Here is a 20,224-nt window from a genome sequence, read left to right as displayed (position 1 = left end):
CTTCTCTTAACTACTTCTAAAATCTGCAATCTTAAATCCTAAACCAACTTCCTCGCCTTCTCCAAATCTTCAACCGTATCAATACCAATTCCTACATGAGTGGTTTCTACCATTTTTATTTTCTTGCCATATTCCAAATATCGGAGCTGTTCCAATTTTTCAGAAGCCTCCAGAGATTTCATCGGCAGGCTGTAAAAATCCATTAAAGCCGGTTTTCTAAACGCATAAATACCAATATGCTGGAAATAACGTACACCAGCATTTTCATCTCTCGGGTATGGGATAACCGAACGTGAGAAGTATAAGGCCAGACCACTTTGGTCAACAATTACTTTTACATTGTTTGGATTTGCAATTTCTTCCTTGTCTTTTATTTCACGCATCAGAGACGCCAGGTCAATCTGGCGGGCTTCATCATTTCTGAATACTTCTAAAAGTTTTTCAAGCGGTTCTTTATTAATAAAAGGTTCGTCGCCCTGCACGTTTACAACAATATCAACATCCAGGTCTTCAACAGCCTCAGCTATCCTATCACTTCCGGATTCATGTTCCTTTTTGCTCATGATGGCTTTACCTCCATTGGAAACAATTTCGTCAAAAATGAGTTGAGAATCGGTAGCAACAAAAACATCATCAAAAAGCTGTGTTGAAACGGCCGCTTCATAGGTTCTGGAAATTACTGTTTTCCCTCCCAAATCCTGCATCAGCTTGGCATGAAATCGGGTTGATGCGTAACGCGCCGGAATAACTGCTATTATTTTCATTTTAAATATTTTTGATTTATGATCTATGATTTTAGATTTTTGACTCTCAACTATAAACTAACGCCTATCCACTACCGACTATAGCCTATCCACTATTCTATAAAGTTTTCATCTTTAAAGCCAATTAAATACAATTTGTCTTTAGCTCTTGTAATTGCCGTGTATAACCAGCGGATGTAATCTCTGTCGATTCCGTTGGGCAAATAAGGCTGTTCTACAAATACGGTATTCCATTGTCCGCCCTGTGATTTGTGGCAGGTCATGGCATAGGAAAACTTCACCTGCAATGCATTGAAATATCTGTTTTCTTTTACTTTCTGGAATTTCCTGTAGGCTGTTCTTTCCTCTTCATAATCCAGCATTACTTCCTGATACAGTCGGTTTGATTCTTCATAGGTCAATGAAGCCGATTCGCTTGTCAATGTATCTAAAATCAAGACCGTTTCAAATGGTATCTGATTCGGATAATCAACCATTCTTATTTTTACGGTAGCAAAATTAAAGCCATACAATTCCTGCATCTTATAGATTTCCATAACTTCGACAATATCGCCATTGGCTATAAAATCGGTTTCTGTAGAATCCTTGAGCCAAAAATAATTATTTTTTACAACCATAAGGAAATCGCCCGTAGAAAGTTCACTCTCCTTATCCAGGATTCTAGTCCGGATTTGCTGGTTATAAGCATTGGCCCTTTTGTTGGAACGTACAATAAATGCGGTATCTTCCAATCCGTAATTGCTGTAGGCTGTGTGGATGGCATCCTGAATGTCATAACCGTCTGTTAGTCTGACAATATCTTTAAAATGCGTTACATCAAACTTGAAATCTTCAAAAAAGTCTTCCTCCAATTGTTCCCTCAGTTCAGTTGCATTGAACAATATTCCCGAATTTTCTTCCTGTCGCATTACTTCATCAAATTCGATGTGGGAAACTTCCATATCATAATTTCTATGTAGCAGATTAATATCCAGAGCCGGCGATATATCAAGATTTACCGGCGGTAACTGTGCCGTATCACCCAAAAGAATCATTTTACAGTTAACTCCGGAATACACATAATATATGAGATCATCTAACAGTGAACCATTTTCATACATACTGGTTTCATTACCCGAATCTGAAATCATAGACGATTCGTCAACGATAAAAATCGTATTTTTATGTTTGTTCTGCTGAGTAGTAAAGGTTACTCCTCCGCTTTTTGTTTTAGGATAATAGATTTTTTTGTGGATGGTATAGGCCGGTTTTTGGGAATAATTGGCAATAACCTTTGCGGCACGACCAGTTGGTGCCAAAAGCACATATTTTTTATTGATTTCTGTGAGGTTGTTGACCAAAGTCGAAATTACGGTTGTCTTTCCTGTTCCGGCATAACCTTTTAGTACAAAAATTTCATCCTGTTTGTCATTGGTCAGAAATTCAGCAATTTTCTGGAAGAAGATATCCTGTTTGACAGTAGGCTGGTACGGAAACTTCGACTTCAGGGTTTTGTAGAAAAATGCAGCATTCATGGTTTATTATTTGCTGTAAAGTTATAGATTTAGTAGAAGTTTTGCCCTATAAATATGAGGAGTATGCCACAAAAAATTGTAAGTTTGCGAACACCAGAAAAAATCAATGTCGGCTAACACAAACATAACAGAAAAAAAATACAGGAAACTTTCCATTCAGGTATCTTTGAATGGATTCCGATTTTGCTGTTTTGATACTTTGAATCAAACCGTTCTGTTTGTCAAGGAAGTCGATTTTAATGATTTTGAAAAATCTATTAAGGTAGAAGACCATTACTGGCAGGCTTTTGTAAACCATAAAGAACTTACGGCAACCTATGACGAAGTAGTTGTTCTCCACGAAAACAATCTTTCTTCTTTTGTGCCAAAAGCGATGTTTGATGAAAACTATTTAGGAAGTTATCTGCAATACAGTACCAAAGTTTTTGAATCTGATTTTTTTGCCTTTGACGTTCTTGAACCTTTTGATATGGTCAATACTTACATTCCGTATGTTAATTTCAATAATTATCTGCTGGACCAGTTTGATAGTTTTGATTACCTGCACGTAAACAGTATTTTAGTGCAGAAACTTCTTGAGAATTCAAAGAATGTTTCAGAAACACAGCTATTTGTTCATGTAGGGAAAGAACATTTCGAGATTGTCGTGATAGAAAACCAAAAGCTTTTGCTGTTTAATTCGTTTGAATACCAGACCAAAGAGGATTTTATCTACTATATCCTTTTTACAGCTGAGCAGCTAAAATTGAACCCTGAAACTTTTAAACTGCAATTGCTGGGCGAAATTTCAGAAGAGAGCGACCTGTTTAAGATTGCTTATCGTTATATCAGGAACATTTCATTGATGAATGTATTCCATACGCAAAAGCACAATGATTTTTCAACACTGGAAAACTTAAAATATTTTATATTATTCAACTCATAAATGAGAATTATATCCGGGAAATATAAAGGAAGGCGTATTTCGCCTCCAAAAGGCCTGCCGGTCCGTCCTACGACAGACATGAGCAAGGAAGCCCTGTTCAACGTATTGAACAATTATTTCAATTTCAACGGATTGAAAGTTTTAGACTTATTTGCCGGAACCGGTAACATTAGCTATGAGTTTGCTTCCCGTGGCTGTGAAACGATTACAAGTGTTGACGGTGATTTTGGCTGCGTAAAATTTATCAAACAAACAGCCGATGAATTTGGTTTTGGCATAGCGGGAATCAAAAGCGATGTGTTTAAGTTTGTTGAAAAGAGTAAAGCGGCTTATGATATTATTTTTGCCGACCCGCCTTATGACCTTGATCAGGCAACATTTGAAAAACTAGTCGAACTTATCTTTGCCAATGAACTTCTCGAAGAAGACGGCATGATGATTATCGAACACTCAAAATATACAAAGCTGGACCACATGATTAATTTTTCGTTCAAGAAAAGCTATGGTGGGTCTGTTTTTTCATTCTTTGAAATCAACAGCGGTGAAGATGAAGAATTAAAAAATGAAGCCGAAATTACAGAAGATGACGAAGGATAATCCGCAGACATAACCGTTTGTGATTTTTGATTGATGAATAATGCTGCGGAATTATTTTATCCTTCCTGAATTTTCGTTTACTTCTTTTTCTTTATAAATAGAGTCTTTTATTTTTCCTAAAGTATATCGGATTGCTATTGAAAATTCGCAATTATCTACAAAAAATATAGCGTTGGAACGTACTTTACTGACTTCAAAATTTTCTGTAAACGTTCTGTTCCTAAATACATTATTGTAATTAAGCGTACAGGAAAGGTTTTTAAAAAAAGTCTTTGAAGCCGCTAAATCCAATTGGAAATAAGAGTTTCTTTGAAAAACTCCTTCATTTCTGCTCGTGAGTCCCCAGCCCGTTAAGGAAAACTGCAATTCATTTTTTAATTTAAAAACATGATTGGAATAATAATAGGCATACGGTTTAGTATCTCCAATTACTGCAGAAGAATCTTCAATCTTATTTAAAATAAAACTGACAATGTTAGTCGAAGACCAGAAATTGCTGCTAAAAGGCAACATAAATTCCAGATTATATCCTGTTTCTTTTTCAAAATTTTGCGGTCTGTAAATCAATAAGTTCTGCGGTTCATTATATAAAAAACCATAGTTTATTACGTTACTATTTTCGTAGTAGCTCAACTTTACAGATTTGTCCCTATACTGCAAAGTAGCTACTATTTCACTCGTAATAGATGGATTTAAGTTGATATTGGTAGCGAAGGCAAAATACGGATTGATATAAGTAAGGCCCTGGCTTGTAGATGAATAATCCGGCCTGGAAATACTTCTTCCATAATTCAGGTTCAGCGTTTTTGTACTGTCAATAGGTATACTTAGCTGCGCTTTTGGAAATAAAGTAGTATAGTTCTTATCAACTGAAACCGGCTCTCCCTCATAACGTCCGAAGATTTTTGTGTTTTCTGCCCTGACACCTGCCATCCAGGAAATCTTCATAAGTGTTCCTGATAATTGAGCATAGGCCGCCGTATTTTTTTCTTTGAGTTGGTACTTTGAATTGGAAGCCAAATCCTGCTCAAAATTTTTAATATCTAAATCTGTATGGGCAATAGCTGAAGAATATTGGGCTCCTGTCTCCCACTTTATTTCATTTTTAAATTTCTTTTCAAAATCAATCCTTCCTGAAAAGACATTTACATTGAAACCATCCTGGGTCTGTTGGAAAGGCTCGTAGCTTGTTTCATTGTAATTGTTCAAAGCACTTGTAAACGATTCCGAATTGTAGTTAGAATACTGCAATCCTGCAAAAAGAGACGCTTCCCAACTGGTTATTTTTTTATTATAATTTAAAAATGAATTGATAAAATTTTCATATTCTTTACTTTTCCCTAAAGTCCGTATACGATTTTGTTCTTCTCCAATTTTGCTGTTTGTTTTGGTAGAAAAGTCAAAATCATCATTTTTGGAGGTTCCGTTTGCGGTAAATGAAAAATCTTCTTCTTCATTAATCTTATGATAGACACCCACGCCATAAACGTATTTATTTCTGTTCGTATAGCCTGCAACCCGGTAATCAGATTGGATATTGTTTGCCGGAATCTTATAGTCACTTCCGTTACTTTCCCAAGGATTTAACCTGTTGTAATTGAAGTTTGCCTTAAATTCTGTTTTACTTAATTTGAAGCTTGAATTCATTCCGAGATAATTATTGAATTTCTTTTTAAAAGCAGCAGTTTCTAAAAAAGTCAGTTGGTAACCTTCTTTTTTGTTTCTTTTTCTGGTAATCAATATGACAGACCTGCCTTCGGCTTCATATTTTGACGACGGATTATCAATGATTTCTATTGTTTTGATGTCCTCAACCGATAGCGCATTCAGGTCGTTCATTTCAACTTTCTGATTGTCTATATACACTAATGGCGTTCCTTTTCCTATAACCGTAATTTTTTCCCTATCCGGGCTTATTTGGATTTTGGGGAGCCTCGACAAAAGGTCTAAAGTATTGGAAACGGTTTTGTGAATTGAATTTGCGATATCAATCTTAACATTTCCGTTTTTATAAATAAATGTTTTCGTGTTTCCTTCAATGACAACTTCTTCCATTTGATTCAAGGTGTCGTTTTCTGTTTTCTGGGCAAAAGAAGGATAACTTGCCAATAGTACGGTCAGTACTACTAACCTAATTTTCATTATCAGAATTGTTTAGCCAGTTTAACCAATCTGCAGCGATTTTATCCCAATTATACACTTCATAATTAACAGTACCATCCTCATTGACAGGAAAATAATTATGCTCCAGATTCAGATAGCTTTTAAAAATGTAATTGTCTTTTTTTTCGCGGATGGCTTCAATTTGAAACAAGTCATTGAACGGACCTGACCAATCTTTGGTTCCATAAGAAACCAATACCGGAATCTTTAAGCCCATCAGGTTATCTTTTTGAGGTAATGAAAAACTGTAGGTCGTTTTATAGGTATCGCCATTCGTCAGACTTGTATCGTTAGAATGTGCAACGACCTTTTTCCAATGTTCTATCGTATTTTTTCCTTCATCTGTGAAATCCGTGTCAAAGCTTCTGCTCTGTGCCAAAATATTCATTATTCTTCCATAAGGATTGCCTCCTGAATAAATCAGGTGGGTGATTTTTTTATTGATAGAGGCCATTTTTGCAGCAATAGAACTACCTTCGGAATGTCCGGCTACAACCAGTTTTTTATTCTTTACCCAACGTTCTTTAGCCAGCTGCTTTACTATGAAGTTATTCCGAAACACATAATAATCCAGATAATTTCTTTCGGTATATCCTTTGGGCGGGATTTCCTTTTCTATGTCTTTCAAATACATATAGTCTTTCCCTAATTTATTGACATCAGAAATAATTGGTATGAATGGTTTTCCGACAATAACAATATGATAGGTTTCGAGAAAGGAATTCTCATCAAATGGTAGTGTACCGTAAAGCCCTTTTTCATCATATTTTACAACAGGTTGCGGCAGACTTCCCTGGCAAAAGAAGAAAACAGGTTTGGCTAACTTTTCTTCGCCTTTTTTAGAGATAACAATAATATCAACCGGGTCGTCCTGATATTTCATAGCAATATGTCTGTAGCCGAAATCTTCCGGGATTTTCTGTGAATAGGAATAGATTTTTGAAAACAGCAGCATAATTATAAATACTTGTTTGGTTTGCATTTTGCGATTTGAAATTGTTCATATATCGTATGTAGCAAAATTGGTTTAAAAACAGACTGCGAGAGTTAATGCTAGGTTAATGCTGGGTTAATGTCTTTTTTTTCAGAATAAATCGCTTATTTTTGGTTCTGCAATCTGTTAGTATGAAAAAGAAAATCAACCTATTAATAGGATTCTCGGCTCTGGTTCTGGTCGTGCTTTCGGCCATACAATACTATCTGGTCAAAACTACCTATGAGTATAAAGTCGAGCAGTTCCGTTCTGAAATCAAGGCAAAAATTGCAAAAATCACCAACGATTATAGTGATATCGATTCTACCATATTCAGCAAAAAAGACTTGTTGTATAAACAATTAGCAGAAAATTATTTGCGGGATAAAAGCACTCGTTTCCATATTAAAAATGCCCTGCTGCAAAATGAATTCAAAAGTGAACTTACCCGAAAATTGCAGGAAGAATTTGAAAATGAAATACCAAACCTGACTATAGATTTTGCGATTGTTTTAGACAAATTCGTGATTTATGACGCTACAAAAGAGGCCGACACTATATTCGCAGAAAAGCCTTTTATTGAAAATAAATTATACGGTGACCTGGCTTCTCTGGACGATGCTTTCCTGATTCGGAATTATGTGGGAACTACCAGCGGTTCATTCAAAAAACAGGAACTCAATTCCGATTATAAACTTCTGACGGAAGACACCTTATACGTATCCATTAAAAACTGGGAATATATCGTACTTAAAAGAATGGCACTCATTCTTATTTTTGCTGTTTTCTCCATACTCACACTAATCACCCTTTTCGTAATCGCTTTAAAAGCCCTGATTAAGCAAAAGAAAATCAGTGACATTAAGACTGACTTTATCAATAATATTACCCATGAGCTCAAAACACCGCTAACCACACTTTCTGTTTCTACAAAAATTCTGGAACGTAAAGAAATACGCGAAAATGAAGAAACCTATAACACGGTGTTGGGAACCATTATTCGCCAGAATAATCGTCTGCAAAATCTAATTGACCAGGTGATGACCAATTCCTTAGGCTATGAAGAAATTGAACTGCACAAAGAAAAAGTGCTGATGCCTGACTTTTTAAATTCAATTATCAACGATTTCCAGATTGCCTATCCCGATATTTTGATTGAAAAAATGCTCGATTCCAAAAAAATCAGTATTAACCTAGATAAGTTCCACCTGACCACCGCTATCACCAATGTTTTAGAAAATGCCGTAAAATATGGCTGTACAAACATTAAGGTAAAATCTTCGTTGGAGGAAGGTCAGTTTGCCATCAGCATTTCAGATGACGGAATTGGTATTTCGAAAAACAAACATTCCCTCCTGTTTGATAAATTTTACCGTGTAGAACAGGGCGACCTGCATGATGCCAAAGGATTGGGGTTAGGACTTTATTATGTAGACCAGATTATAAAAGCACATCAGGGAAGCATTCATGTTATTAGCGACCTTGGCAAAGGAGCTACTTTTGACCTTAGACTTCAGGTTTCCAACGGATAATTTATTTAAGCAGTGGCGATTACTATCAAAAAAGTACTTTTAGCAGAAGATGATTTTGATTTTGCAATGATTCTCAAGCAATATCTTGACCTTCATAATTTTCAGGTTTTTTGGGCCAAAGATGGCGAAGAAGCGTTGAACCTTTTCCAAAACGAAGAATTCAGTATCTGCATTTTTGATGTCATGATGCCTAAAATTGACGGATTCACACTGGCAGAAAAAATCATTAAAATTAATCCGGAAGTTCCTTTTGTTTTTCTCACAGCCCGAAAATTAAAAGACGATAAAATCAAAGGACTAAAATTAGGGGCCGACGATTATATTGCCAAACCTTTTGAAGCAGATGAACTGGTTCTCCGTTTAAATAATATAGTAAGAAGAAGTGAAAAGACATCTCTGCCTGTTTCAGAAGAAATCCGAATTGGTGATTATGTTTTTAATCCGCAGCGTCTGGAATTGAAAATCGGAGAAACTATTCAAAGAGTTACTGAAAAAGAAGGTTCCTTAATTTTTTTCCTTTACAAAAATAAAAACCAACTGTTGAAACGGGAAGAAATACTAAAAGCTGTTTGGGGAAATGATGATTTTTTTTCAGGTCGAAGTATGGATGTTTTTATCAGCCGTTTGAGAAAATACTTTGGAAATGACCCAAAAATCTCTATTGAAAGTATCCGTAATATCGGATTGGAGTTCAAACTCAAACAATAAAAAAGCAGACCTGTAAGCCGGGTTCTGTATTTCTTAAAAAGAAACCCTTATCATTTATCTAGATTCCGAATTACTCCGGAACTCAATCTACCTACCCTTCGGCAACGGACGAGCAGCCCTTAAAAGCCGATATACTTGGTATTTCACCACATAGAGTTTACCTGGTTTCACTACAGCATTACCTGTACATACTTTCTGTTGCACTTGTCCTCCCGGAATTGCTTCCGGTGACGGGCGTTACCCGCTATGTTGCTCTATGGTGCCCGGACTTTCCTCCCTCTTTTTCAAGACGGCGATAAGGCGGTCTGCGACTGCAAAACTAATGCAATTAATCGAGATTTCCATTAATCTGTAATCTTACCTTATAATCTTATAAACTCAATTAACATTCCGTTAGCAACTTCAGGGAAATTTATATTGTAAATTAGAAATACTAAAAACCAATTAAAAATATAAGTCATGGACCATCAAATGTATCATTATGCCACCGTATCCAAAGCTTTGGAAGAGTTGGCAGAAAAAGGATTCACAGTAGATTTTAATCTTGAAGCAGACCGTATTAAAGATTGTGGTGATTGCTTTGAAATTGTCCACATATACCGTTATGAAGGAGCTACCGACCCTGGAGACGAAGCAACCGTATACGGAATCAAATCGGACAAAGGTGAAAAAGGAGTCTATGTTTCCGGAGACCTGTCTTTTTCAGAAGACGAAGCAGCCCAAACTTTACATGAACTCGTAATTAAAGGCAGACAGCCTTCTGAATAAAGCATGAACCGATTAGAGGCAAAACTTCAAAAAATTGGCAGTAATCCAAAAGTAACAGCCCAGTCTGTAGGATTGAGATATGCTCCTCAAATGCATAAAGGCTATTACAGAATAAAAGGCAAAGACAATGCTTTTGTCTACAAGGATGAAAACAATACGATAATTAAAGATAAGTCTGTAATCGAAAGAATAAAAAAGCTGGTCATACCACCGGCTTGGGAGAATGTTTGGATTTCTCCTTATGAAAATGGGCATTTGCAAGTCACCGGAATTGATGCCAGAGGAAGAAAACAATACCGTTATCATCCGAATTGGAATAAAATCCGGAATCAATCTAAGTTTTACAGATTGAGACGGTTTGCAAATGCCCTTCCAATGATACGGAAACAAATCGAAAAAGATTTGAATCGTAAAGGACTTCCTTATGAAAAAGTAGTCGCGTTGGTTGTTAAACTAATCGAACTGACCCATATTCGTGTTGGAAATGATGCCTATAAAAAATTATATGGCTCTTTTGGATTAACAACATTGCGGGACAAACATGTGAAGTTTTCTAATTCATCCGTCTATTTTGAGTTTAAAGGCAAAAAAGGGGTGTCGCATAAAATAAGTCTGCAAAGTCGCAAGTTGGCCAATCTGGTCAAAAAATGCAAAGAAATTCCGGGACAGGAACTTTTCCAGTATTATGATGATGAAGGAAAACACCACTCCATTGGCTCGGCAGACATTAATAATTATCTCAAAGAAATTACACACGAAGATTTTACGGCAAAAGATTTCAGGGTATGGGCAGGAAGCGTGCACGCTCTGTTTACTTTTCAGGAAATAGGCCAGTTTATTACGGTTACGGAATGCAAAAGAAATATCGTTTCGGTTATTGATGATGTGGCCAAAAAGTTGGGAAATACCAGAGCTGTCTGTAAAAAGTACTATGTGCATCCTACCGTCATCGCCTCTTATGAAAAAGGCTCTATCTGGAATTATAAGGTAAAAGCTAATATTAAAAACAATAAACTGAACCCCGAAGAAGAAGCATTGGTCAGACTCTTGAAAAAAGAAACTATTGCTGAAGTTTTAGGATAAATTAAAAATTGTCATGAAAAAAACAATCTGGCTTTTTATGGGAATCGGTTTTATTTCCTGTTCCGACAAAAAAGCAAAAACTATTGAAACCACTCCTGTTTCAGATACGATTGCTGAAACTATTTTGGTTAAAACTACTGATAAAAAACAGCTTATCATTCCGGGAAAAAGCATAGGACTTACCCATTTGGGACAAAATGCAGAAACACTCGCTGCTTTAGGACGACCTGATTTTTCTGATGCAGCTATGGGAAAAGCCTGGAGTACCTGGTATTCCAAAGACGATAAGAAAAACGAGTTGAATATTTATACAACTTATAAAAATTCTGAAATGACCGAAAAAGTAATCCGGCTTATCCGTATTACTTCTCCGGAATTTAAAACGGAAGAAGGAATTTCAACGGGAAGTTCTATAAATACAATCCGAAACAGTTATCCAAAATTAGTATTATGTGGAAAATACAAAGATGCAGAAGGCACCGTTGAAATATATGATGCTGTAGATTTGGGAATTGCATTTGAAATCAGAAAAGAAAACTGTATCAGTATTATCATCCATGAAACCGGCAAAAAAGTAACTGACGAATACATTACTTTCCATCCCGATATGGAACGCTTTTAAGTATAGAAAAACTAATTTTAAAACTTTTCAACAGTATTTTTTAATCTTTAAATTTAGACCTATATTTGTCGTCCAGTCAAATTTCTATGGAACATTTCGTTGTATCAGCCCGCAAATACCGTCCGCAAACATTTAAAGATGTTGTGGGTCAGCAGACTATTACAAATACCTTGTTGAATGCTATAGAAAACAACCACCTTGCACAGGCTTTGCTTTTTACCGGACCACGTGGTGTTGGTAAGACAACTTGTGCCAGAATCCTGGCCCGTAAAATAAACCAGGAAGGTTATGACGACCCAACCGAAGATTTTGCTTTCAACGTTTTTGAGCTGGATGCCGCATCCAACAACTCGGTTGACGATATCCGAAATCTGATTGACCAGGTACGTATTCCACCACAAACAGGCCAATACAAAGTTTATATCATTGACGAGGTGCACATGCTTTCGCAGGCTGCTTTCAATGCGTTTTTAAAAACCCTGGAAGAACCGCCAAAACATGCCATTTTTATATTAGCAACTACAGAAAAGCATAAAATAATTCCAACGATATTATCACGTTGCCAGATATTCGATTTCAAAAGAATTACGGTAAAAGACGCCAAAAACCATCTGGCAGATGTAGCCAATAGCGAAGGAATTACTTTTGAAGATGATGCTTTGCACATTATTGCCCAAAAAGCCGATGGTGCAATGCGTGATGCCTTGTCTATTTTTGACAGGGTCGTCAGTTTTTCAGGAAACAACCTTACCCGATTGGCAGTAACCGAAAACCTGAATGTACTCGATTATGAGACTTATATCAACATGACCGACTTGATTTTGGAAAACAAAATCCCGGAACTGCTGATTGCTTATAATGAAATTCTATCCAAAGGTTTTGACGGACATCATTTTATTGCCGGACTTGCTTCCCATTTCAGGGATTTGCTGGTTTCAAAAACCCCTAGCACTTTGGCTTTGCTCGAAGCCGGAGAACAAGCACAGAAAATGTACGGATTGCAAGCCCAAAAAGCTTCACAGGATTTTCTTTTAAAAGGAATTGACCTGGCAAATGACTGTGATTTAAAATTCAAATCCAGCCAAAACCAACGTCTTCTTGTTGAACTTTGCTTAATGCAATTGGCCTCTATCACTTTTGATGGAGAAAAAAAAAAGTTGACGGATATATAATCCCACCGAATCACTTTTACGGAAGAGTACTCGAAATTCCTGTTAAATCACCGGAAATCATTGAAGTAGGAACGGCTCCAATTGTAGCTGAACCCATTCCTATAATAGAAAAACAGCCCGAAAAAGAAAATGTTACCCCTAAAACTGAAATTACGACAAATGACATCAGCGTGGCGCAAGTTAATCGTTTGTCCCTTAAAAGTGTCCTGGGCATACGTGAATTGGAAAAAGCCAGCAACGCTATAGTAAGACATGAGGCTGAATTGCCTAAAGAACCTTTTACAGAAACTGACATGCTGTTGCAATGGAACAAATATGCTCAGCGTTTGGGCGATAAAGGATATAAAATTCTGGAAGCGCTTTTATTAATTAATGACCCTAAATTAAAAGGAACTACCATTTATCATGAGCTTCCTAACGAAGGTTCAAAAATTGAATTTGAATCTGAAAAGCATGACCTTTTAGGGCATTTGCGTGGGAAACTCCATAATTACGATATCCAAATCGAGGTTGTTGTCAACGAAACCGTTGAGAATAAGTTTGCCTTTACACCTCAGGACAAATACAACAGGCTCAATGAAATTAATCCGAGCCTGGATATTTTGCGAAAAACGTTCGACCTTGATATTTAGGATTTTTGATTTAAGATTTTTGAATTTCGCTCTTAAATCCTAATTCTGATATCTTAAATCTAAAATCTTCCTTCTTAAATCTTATTATAATACATCGCCTTAACAATACCGTCTGAAAGCCCTATTTTTGGCACATAGATATTGCGGGCACCACTCCATTTCATTGCATTAAGATATACTTTGAGCGCGGGTATAATTACATCCGCACGGTCTGCATTGAGCCCCAGTTCGGCTATTCTTTGCTCATAGGAAAGTCCGTTGAGAAAAGAAAACTGAGAATTCAGATACATATACGACAAAGGCTTTTCCTGTAATTTTCCTGACATTTTAAAAACCTTATTAATATTTCCGCCGGAACCAATCATGTTGATGTGTTCGTAATCTTCCGTCACATGTTTAATCCATTTCTCAATTTCCTGCCATACGATGTCATTAACCATATTATTCAGCAAACGTACGGTTCCAATCTTAAATGATTTGGAGGCGACTATCTTGCCTTCTGTAAAAAGAGAAAATTCAGTACTGCCTCCGCCAACATCTACATAAAGATAGGTTTGGTCGGTTTTCAGCAAATGGTGCAGGTCTGAAGAAGCAATTATAGCCGCTTCTTTCTTTCCGTCAATAATTTCAATTTTTACATCTGCCTTTTTCTTAATCAGGTCTACGACTTCCTTGCCATTGTATGCCTCACGCATAGCAGAAGTTGCGCATGCCATATATTTTTCTACTTTATGCACTTTCATCAAAAGTTTGAATGCCTTCATGGCATCCACCATCCTTTCGATATTTTCTTCCGTAATTTCTCCTACGGTAAAAGCATCCTGACCCAGACGAATCGGGACACGCACCAGGGAACTTTTGCTAAATTGGGTTTCTTTTCCTTTTTGTTCAACAATATTGGCAATCAGCAGGCGCATCGCATTGGAGCCAATATCTATCGCCGCATATTTTCTTATCGTAATCATAAATTATTTATTCTATCATTTTAATAAAGCCGGAAACAATACCATTTCTGACCGTGAACAGATGTACAAACTAATTAAGGTTTTCTGCAATTACTTCCAGTTTGTTTCTGTAATAATTATAGGTTTCTAACTGTGCCCTGAAGACAGGAGCATCTTTGCGAACCCTGTACAAATTGTCTAATTTTTCAGAATGCAGCCTTGCTTTTACATTTCCTTTCCAGCCTATATTGAAGGTATCTATCAATTCCTGTTTTATGCTCTCATCATAAATAGGACAGGTAACTTCAACCCTTTCATCAAGATTTCGGGTCATAAAATCGGCTGATGAGATGTACACTTCCGGATCGCCATCATTATTAAAAATATAAACACGGGAATGCTCCAAATAATTATCGACAATACTGATGGCTTCTATATTATCGCTCATTCCCGGAACACCCGGAATCAGGGAACAAATTCCTCTCACAATCAGCCTTATTTTTACTCCTGCCCTGCTTGCATCATACAGTTTATCAATCATACCATAATCTGAAAGGCTATTCATTTTCAAACTGATATGAGCTTCTTTTCCTTCTTGAGCATTGGCAATTTCCCTATCAATCAGTTTTTCAAAACGTGTTCTTGTGTAATGGGGTGAAACGATAAGGTGTTTATATCGGTGTACGCGGTAATTGATATCAAAGAAATCAAAAATCTTTGCGACATCTTTTAATATTTTAGAATGGCTCGTAAACAAGGTCACATCAGTATAAACCTTAGCTGTTGATTCGTTAAAATTCCCGGTCGAAATTAGTCCGTAGCGTTTTACCTTTCCTTCTTCAACACGTTCAATCACACATATCTTACTGTGAACTTTCAGCCCTTTTATTCCAAAAATCAATTCAATTCCTTCAGTCTGCATCTGTTCTGCATACGAAATGTTGCTGGCTTCATCAAAACGGGCCTGCAATTCGATTTGTACAGTTACTTTCTTGCCATTTTTTGCTGCATTAATCAAGGAACTGATAATCTGGGAATTTTTAGCCAGACGGTACAAAGTAATCTTTATCGAAATTACTTTTGGATCCAGTGCTGCTTCACGTAAAAATTTAATCAGGTAAGAAAACGATTGGTAAGGCGCATTGACCAGATAATCTTTTTTGGCAATCTTTTCAAGCATGCTCCCTTCCAGACTTAATCCGTCAACCGGCAAAGGAACATTAGACTGGTATAAAAGATCTTGTCTCCCAAGATTAGGAAAATCCATATAATCCCGTCGGTTATGGTATCTTCCTCCAGGAATAATACTATCTGTCGAGTCGATTCCCATTTTATTCAGGAAAAATTTCAGCGTATCTTTTTCTATAGACTGGTCATATACAAAACGCACCGGTTCCCCTATCCTGCGATCTTTTACACTGGTGGAAATTTTTTCCATCAAACTTTTGCTCTGATCACTATCAATATCCAGCTGTGCATCTCTCGTTATTTTTATCATGTGTGCTGATATGCTCTCATAGTCAAAAATATTGAATATACTGCCCAGGTTATATCTTATAACATCATCCAACAATATGATATATTGCTTATCATTGCTTGATGGTAATACAACAAACCGGTTTATGGTTTTTGGAATTTCAATAACCGCATAGCGTACGTCCTTTTTTGGTTTTTTGATTTTTAATACCGTATCCTTGACAACTATTTTGGTTGTTGATTTGGGTTTGGTCATAACCAATTTAACAGCCAGATATCCGGATGTATCCTTTAAAACAGGAAATTCGGCAAGATCATTCAAAATAATCGTTACCAGAGCCGGACTGACTTTCTGTATGAAAAAGTCTTTTATAAAATTTTCCTGTTCACGGGAAATTTCGGTCTCGTTAATGATAAAAATATTCTCGTTTTCGAGCTCACTTTCAATATTGCTCAGGATCCTTAAACTTTCCGATTGTTGCTGAATTACGATTTCTGTTATATCCTTGACCAATTGCTGCGAACTGATGCCTCCCAAAAGTTTTTCACCTGAAACACCTGCATGGCTCAATCTGCGGATAGCTGCAAATCGGACACGGAAAAATTCATCAAGATTATTGGAAAAAATTCCTAAAAATCGGAGTCTGTCTAATAGTGGTACATTTTTATCGGCGGCTTCTTGAAGAACTCTCGCATTAAAAGCAAGCCAGCTTTTTTCACGATCAATATAACGGTAATCAGTTGGTGGAATCATATTTTTTTAAATCTCTAGGAAAAATCACTTGTTGCGTTTTGCCCTTATCGATCGATTGCCAGTCATTGCTTTGAAAATTAATAGAAACAAATCCGGTTGTAGGAACATTATCGATAAAAACGTTCCCAAATTTATTAACAAAATTTGTTATAGCATCATTATGTCCGAAAAGAATAACGTTGTCATAATCATTATTACATGATTTTATAATTTTCTCCAGCTGACGGTCATCGAAAGTATACAGTTCGTCCTTAAAAATAATGCTTTCAATCGGACATGAAAGATTTTGGGCAAAAATAATAGCCGTTTCTGAAGCTCTTTTTGCTGTGCTGCTTAGTATAGTAAAAGTTTTAGGAAGGTGTTTTCCTATTTCCATCGAAACCAAATGGGCATCCTGCATTCCTCTACTGGCTAAAGGACGATCTTTATCCAGAAGTGGGGCATTCCAGCTTGATTTCCCATGTCGTATTAATATCAAATTTTTCATAAATGATAATTTAAAAAACTAGTTAGACTTCAAAAAACACCACTATTTATAAGAACAAATTACAAAAAAAAGTTTACTTCACAGACATTTTAAGCACTTTTATCGAAAAAACTACCGATTTCGATTAGTTAAATATTTATTAACATAAATTCGCTATAGAAAAGTCAATTAATATAAACTTTAGACTACCATCAGTTGCAAATTTTAGATAGCAAAACTTAATACCACCTTTTGAAGTTTTCTATCAGTCAGGTTGCAAAATTTCCCTTTTAACAAATACTCTGTATCCAAAAATACTTGGACTGTCATTCTATGCTTTTATTTTAACGATAAATCAATAAAGAAACCAGAAAACTGACAATAATTAAAAAATCGAATTGAATAACCAGAGAATTATGTAAAAAAGATACTTTAACGACTATTTATGCTATTCACGGATAAAATTATTTATCTAAAAAACTAGATGTTAGTTTTATCCCGAAAAGTAATTCGAATGTTCTTATTTCTATCAAAATAAGATCTATGCTTTTTAAAAAACTTTACCCAAAAAATACGTACATGAAAAATTTTACGCTGCGTGAGGAAATAAAAGTTCCACAAGCTTTTATCACCGAAAAGAAAAATGGCTGCCTAAAAAAACAAGTCCGATTTAATAACAAAATAGTTCTTAGTAGATTATTTCTCCTAGGCTTGTTAATTTTAGTTGCGATACCTTCGTTTGCACAGCAAAAAGAACTTCCAGTATCCGGCAGGGCTACAAAGCCTAATATTCCCTATGCTCCTAAAGTAAAAGAGAATAAGGGCGGACTGGAATATCAAACCATGGCTGTTGCCGGATCAATTTCGGTAGCAGAAAATGCTACATACAATGCTTATACACCAGAACAATTGGTGAAAAACCTTTTTGTTACGGGTTGCTTATCGGCAAGCAATGTTAGATTTGGTTATTATTCAAGAAATAACAATACTTACACGTGGCAAAACCATACATGGTCATCAACACCTGGAAATCGCCAATTAGCTTATTTCAATAAAGCAACTTCTACTTTTCCTATTGAAGAAGGATTATTGCTTACGACCGGAAAAGCTTCATCTGCGATGGGACCAAACAATACGGGAGGAAGCACGGACGAAATGGTAAGTGCTGCCAATGATCCTGATTTGGCAAGCATTACAGGGAGAAGAATTTACGATGCTGCGACTTTGGAATTTGATTTCGTACCAGCAGGTAATACTTTAGAATTTAAATATGTCTTTTCTTCAGAAGAATATTTGGAATATTGTGAAACCGGATATAATGATGCCTTTGGTTTTTTCTTAAGCGGTCCTGGAATTTCAGGTCCTTACAGAAATAATGCTATCAATTTGGCATTACTTCCTAGTAGTACAACTCCAATCTCTATCAATACAATCCACGCGGCAGGAACAAACGTTGATGGTGTTAATTTCCCTGCAGTAAACGGACAATATTATCAAAATAATGCAGCTGGATCAACTACTACACAATTTGATGGAAATACCGTTATCTTAACTGCTACCTATCCTGTTACACCTTGCTCCACCTACAGAATCAAATTGAGTATTGGTGATGCAAGTGACCAGAAATGGGATTCCGGAGTTTTTCTGGGAGCCCGAAGCTTCAACTCCGAAAATATTGTTCTTACGAACTATGGAAATATGATTGAAAACCAGAACAATATTTTTGAAGGATGTAATAATAAATTCAGAGTACAAAGAACTGGCAGTGATATTTCACAGCCATTAGTTGTGAATCTGCTTTTGTCAGGAACTTTTACCAATGGAGTCGACATTCAGACAACTGGCGGACAGCCATTTCCAACACAGGTAACAATTCCGGCTAACCAAACTTATATCGACATACCTTATACTACAGTAGCTGATGCTATTTCAGACAATAGTGAAACTTTTATTGTAAGGACAATAACAAGCTGTCCTTGTTCCAGTGACGTAGTATATGTAACGCAAACGATGACCATCTACGAAACGGCTGTTCTTAATTCTATCAATGCTACTAATGCACAGTGTAACGGACAAAACAATGGAACATTGACCGTAAACGTTTCAGGTGGTTCAGGAAGCTACTTATATTCTATTGATAATGGTGCAAATTGGCAAAGTATCAATACTTTTTCAAACCTGTCACCAGGAAATTATACTGTAGTTGTAAAAGACCCTGGAAGTTGTAAACCAAATCTTAGTGGTACTGCTACTATTGGAAACCCTACTCCTATTGTTGCAAATGCTGGACCTGATGTTACTATCTGTCCGGGAGGAAATACGCAACTAAGCGGTAGCGGTGGTGTTATTTACAGCTGGAGTCCGTCAACAGGATTAAATTTCAATAATATTGCGAATCCTATTGCTTCTCCAACAACAACTACTACCTACACACTGACAGTAACCAATGCTAACGGGCAATGTGCATCAACAGATCAGGTAGTTGTTAATGTTGATTCAGCGCCTGTAGCGCCAACTGCTGCAAGCGTAAACAATAATAATATCTGTTCAAATGCAGGTGGAAATATTGTTTTATCTGCTACAGGAGGATCAGGCACTACCTTAAAATGGTATACTTCAAGTTGTGGCGGAACACCAATCGGAACAGGAAATAACCTTTCAGTTGAAGCTCCAACTCAAACAACTACCTATTATGTACGTTGGGAAAACAGCTGTGGAAATTCAACATGTGCTCAAGTGACTGTGACTGTAAAACCTACTGTTACCTTGACTGGTCCGGCTAATGCCAGTATTCAGGGATGTAACCAAAGTAGTATTACTCCTTTGACTTATAGCGAAACACCTGTCTCAATTACATTGGCACAATTCCAAAGTGCAGGAGGAACAACTTCAAATGCATCTCTGGCACATACAATAACTTATAAAGACACTAAAACAGGTAGTTGTCCTACGGTTGTCACCAGAGTATTTACAGTTGCAACAGACTGTACAACTGCAAATTTTACTCAGACAATCACAATAAACGACACCACTGCTCCAACATTTAACGGAACATTGCCATCAAACATCATAGCCGCTTGTGGAAACATCCCGGCTGCGGCTGCGCTTACCGCAACCGATACCTGCGGAAG

General features: G+C 36.6%; 18 protein-coding genes and 1 other RNA gene. 10 read left to right on the top strand and 9 right to left on the bottom strand.

Annotated elements, in window-relative coordinates; genetic code table 11:
- Positions 1-38: 38 nt before the first annotated feature.
- Together kdsB and BGO88_RS01060 are read right to left on the bottom strand one after the other, a co-directional pair.
- Complete coding sequence (gene kdsB, locus BGO88_RS01065; protein ID WP_056067466.1) at positions 39-764, bottom strand: 3-deoxy-manno-octulosonate cytidylyltransferase; 726 nt, start codon at positions 762-764, stop codon at positions 39-41.
- A gap of 92 nt (positions 765-856) precedes the next feature.
- Complete coding sequence (locus BGO88_RS01060; RefSeq protein WP_286705644.1) at positions 857-2,278, bottom strand: ATP-dependent DNA helicase; 1,422 nt, start codon at positions 2,276-2,278, stop codon at positions 857-859.
- Between the two features lie 106 nt (positions 2,279-2,384).
- On the opposite strand from BGO88_RS01060, the gene BGO88_RS01055 reads away from it, so the two are divergent.
- Together BGO88_RS01055 and BGO88_RS01050 are read left to right on the top strand one after the other, a co-directional pair.
- Positions 2,385-3,203 (top strand): DUF3822 family protein, encoded by an 819-nt coding sequence (locus tag BGO88_RS01055; protein WP_056067471.1) that lies wholly within the window; start codon positions 2,385-2,387, stop codon positions 3,201-3,203.
- Complete coding sequence (locus tag BGO88_RS01050; protein ID WP_101472495.1) at positions 3,204-3,800, top strand: RsmD family RNA methyltransferase; 597 nt, start codon at positions 3,204-3,206, stop codon at positions 3,798-3,800.
- A 51-nt stretch (positions 3,801-3,851) separates the two neighbouring features.
- Here the strand turns inward: BGO88_RS01050 and BGO88_RS01045 are convergent, their stop codons facing one another.
- Positions 3,852-5,942 (bottom strand): outer membrane beta-barrel family protein, encoded by a 2,091-nt coding sequence (locus BGO88_RS01045; RefSeq protein WP_286705643.1) that lies wholly within the window; start codon positions 5,940-5,942, stop codon positions 3,852-3,854.
- Positions 5,932-6,945, bottom strand: a complete 1,014-nt coding sequence (locus BGO88_RS01040; RefSeq protein WP_286705642.1) for an alpha/beta hydrolase — start codon at positions 6,943-6,945, stop codon at positions 5,932-5,934. The genes BGO88_RS01045 and BGO88_RS01040 overlap by 11 nt, the downstream gene beginning before the upstream one ends.
- A gap of 143 nt (positions 6,946-7,088) precedes the next feature.
- Between BGO88_RS01040 and BGO88_RS01035 the strand changes: the two genes are divergently transcribed.
- Positions 7,089-8,468, top strand: coding sequence for an ATP-binding protein (locus BGO88_RS01035; protein WP_286705641.1), 1,380 nt, complete (start codon positions 7,089-7,091; stop codon positions 8,466-8,468).
- Between the two features lie 24 nt (positions 8,469-8,492).
- Positions 8,493-9,176, top strand: coding sequence for a response regulator transcription factor (locus tag BGO88_RS01030; protein WP_056067503.1), 684 nt, complete (start codon positions 8,493-8,495; stop codon positions 9,174-9,176).
- On the opposite strand, the gene rnpB is transcribed toward BGO88_RS01030, so the two are convergent.
- Positions 9,174-9,488, bottom strand: an RNA gene (gene rnpB / locus BGO88_RS01025) — RNase P RNA component class A. The genes BGO88_RS01030 and rnpB overlap by 3 nt on opposite strands.
- Positions 9,489-9,635: 147 nt before the next feature.
- On the opposite strand from rnpB, the gene BGO88_RS01020 reads away from it, so the two are divergent.
- The 4 genes from BGO88_RS01020 (at position 9,636) to dnaX (ending at position 12,821) form a co-directional block, all read left to right on the top strand.
- Positions 9,636-9,944, top strand: a complete 309-nt coding sequence (locus BGO88_RS01020) for a hypothetical protein (RefSeq protein ID WP_056067482.1) — start codon at positions 9,636-9,638, stop codon at positions 9,942-9,944.
- 3 nt (positions 9,945-9,947) lie between these two features.
- Positions 9,948-11,027 (top strand): DNA topoisomerase IB, encoded by a 1,080-nt coding sequence (locus BGO88_RS01015; RefSeq protein ID WP_101472492.1) that lies wholly within the window; start codon positions 9,948-9,950, stop codon positions 11,025-11,027.
- Between the two features lie 13 nt (positions 11,028-11,040).
- On the top strand, positions 11,041-11,649 hold the full coding sequence (locus BGO88_RS01010; protein ID WP_286705640.1) for a hypothetical protein: 609 nt from the start codon (positions 11,041-11,043) through the stop codon (positions 11,647-11,649).
- Between the two features lie 86 nt (positions 11,650-11,735).
- Positions 11,736-12,821 (top strand): DNA polymerase III subunit gamma/tau, encoded by a 1,086-nt coding sequence (dnaX, locus tag BGO88_RS01005; protein WP_286705639.1) that lies wholly within the window; start codon positions 11,736-11,738, stop codon positions 12,819-12,821.
- Positions 12,822-12,837: 16 nt separating this feature from the next.
- Here the strand turns inward: dnaX and BGO88_RS01000 are convergent, their stop codons facing one another.
- Positions 12,838-12,987, bottom strand: coding sequence for a hypothetical protein (locus tag BGO88_RS01000; protein WP_286705638.1), 150 nt, complete (start codon positions 12,985-12,987; stop codon positions 12,838-12,840).
- 4 nt (positions 12,988-12,991) lie between these two features.
- Between BGO88_RS01000 and BGO88_RS00995 the strand changes: the two genes are divergently transcribed.
- Positions 12,992-13,453 (top strand): DUF8439 domain-containing protein, encoded by a 462-nt coding sequence (locus BGO88_RS00995; protein WP_286705637.1) that lies wholly within the window; start codon positions 12,992-12,994, stop codon positions 13,451-13,453.
- Between the two features lie 74 nt (positions 13,454-13,527).
- Here the strand turns inward: BGO88_RS00995 and BGO88_RS00990 are convergent, their stop codons facing one another.
- From BGO88_RS00990 to BGO88_RS00980, 3 genes are all read right to left on the bottom strand, one after another.
- Positions 13,528-14,418, bottom strand: coding sequence for a Ppx/GppA phosphatase family protein (locus tag BGO88_RS00990; RefSeq protein ID WP_056067493.1), 891 nt, complete (start codon positions 14,416-14,418; stop codon positions 13,528-13,530).
- 70 nt (positions 14,419-14,488) lie between these two features.
- Positions 14,489-16,627 (bottom strand): polyphosphate kinase 1, encoded by a 2,139-nt coding sequence (gene ppk1, locus BGO88_RS00985; RefSeq protein WP_286705636.1) that lies wholly within the window; start codon positions 16,625-16,627, stop codon positions 14,489-14,491.
- Positions 16,611-17,114 (bottom strand): SixA phosphatase family protein, encoded by a 504-nt coding sequence (locus BGO88_RS00980; protein ID WP_056067496.1) that lies wholly within the window; start codon positions 17,112-17,114, stop codon positions 16,611-16,613. Before BGO88_RS00980 ends, ppk1 begins: the two co-directional genes overlap by 17 nt.
- 558 nt (positions 17,115-17,672) lie before the next feature.
- Here BGO88_RS00980 and BGO88_RS00975 point away from each other — a divergent pair.
- Positions 17,673-20,224: choice-of-anchor L domain-containing protein (locus tag BGO88_RS00975; protein ID WP_286705635.1), on the top strand; the 2,552-nt coding region annotated here is incomplete at its 3' end.

Origin of the sequence: Flavobacterium sp. 38-13, assembly GCF_001899155.1 — a bacterium.
GTDB lineage: Bacteria > Bacteroidota > Bacteroidia > Flavobacteriales > Flavobacteriaceae > Flavobacterium > Flavobacterium lindanitolerans.
Note: the sequence above shows the minus strand (reverse complement) of the source record. Positions and strands in the feature narration are given on the sequence as shown.

Coding starts and splice junctions, on each gene's coding strand:
- BGO88_RS00990 (WP_056067493.1), bottom strand. CDS start 14,418: ATGATTACGATAAGAAAATATGCGGCGATAGATATTGGCTCCAATGCG.
- dnaX (WP_286705639.1), top strand. CDS start 11,736: ATGGAACATTTCGTTGTATCAGCCCGCAAATACCGTCCGCAAACATTT.
- BGO88_RS01015 (WP_101472492.1), top strand. CDS start 9,948: ATGAACCGATTAGAGGCAAAACTTCAAAAAATTGGCAGTAATCCAAAA.
- BGO88_RS01055 (WP_056067471.1), top strand. CDS start 2,385: ATGTCGGCTAACACAAACATAACAGAAAAAAAATACAGGAAACTTTCC.
- BGO88_RS01010 (WP_286705640.1), top strand. CDS start 11,041: ATGAAAAAAACAATCTGGCTTTTTATGGGAATCGGTTTTATTTCCTGT.
- BGO88_RS01045 (WP_286705643.1), bottom strand. CDS start 5,942: ATGAAAATTAGGTTAGTAGTACTGACCGTACTATTGGCAAGTTATCCT.
- kdsB (WP_056067466.1), bottom strand. CDS start 764: ATGAAAATAATAGCAGTTATTCCGGCGCGTTACGCATCAACCCGATTT.
- BGO88_RS01000 (WP_286705638.1), bottom strand. CDS start 12,987: ATGTCATTTGTCGTAATTTCAGTTTTAGGGGTAACATTTTCTTTTTCG.
- ppk1 (WP_286705636.1), bottom strand. CDS start 16,627: ATGATTCCACCAACTGATTACCGTTATATTGATCGTGAAAAAAGCTGG.
- BGO88_RS01035 (WP_286705641.1), top strand. CDS start 7,089: ATGAAAAAGAAAATCAACCTATTAATAGGATTCTCGGCTCTGGTTCTG.
- BGO88_RS01050 (WP_101472495.1), top strand. CDS start 3,204: ATGAGAATTATATCCGGGAAATATAAAGGAAGGCGTATTTCGCCTCCA.
- BGO88_RS01060 (WP_286705644.1), bottom strand. CDS start 2,278: ATGAATGCTGCATTTTTCTACAAAACCCTGAAGTCGAAGTTTCCGTAC.
- BGO88_RS01040 (WP_286705642.1), bottom strand. CDS start 6,945: ATGCAAACCAAACAAGTATTTATAATTATGCTGCTGTTTTCAAAAATC.
- BGO88_RS00980 (WP_056067496.1), bottom strand. CDS start 17,114: ATGAAAAATTTGATATTAATACGACATGGGAAATCAAGCTGGAATGCC.
- BGO88_RS01020 (WP_056067482.1), top strand. CDS start 9,636: ATGGACCATCAAATGTATCATTATGCCACCGTATCCAAAGCTTTGGAA.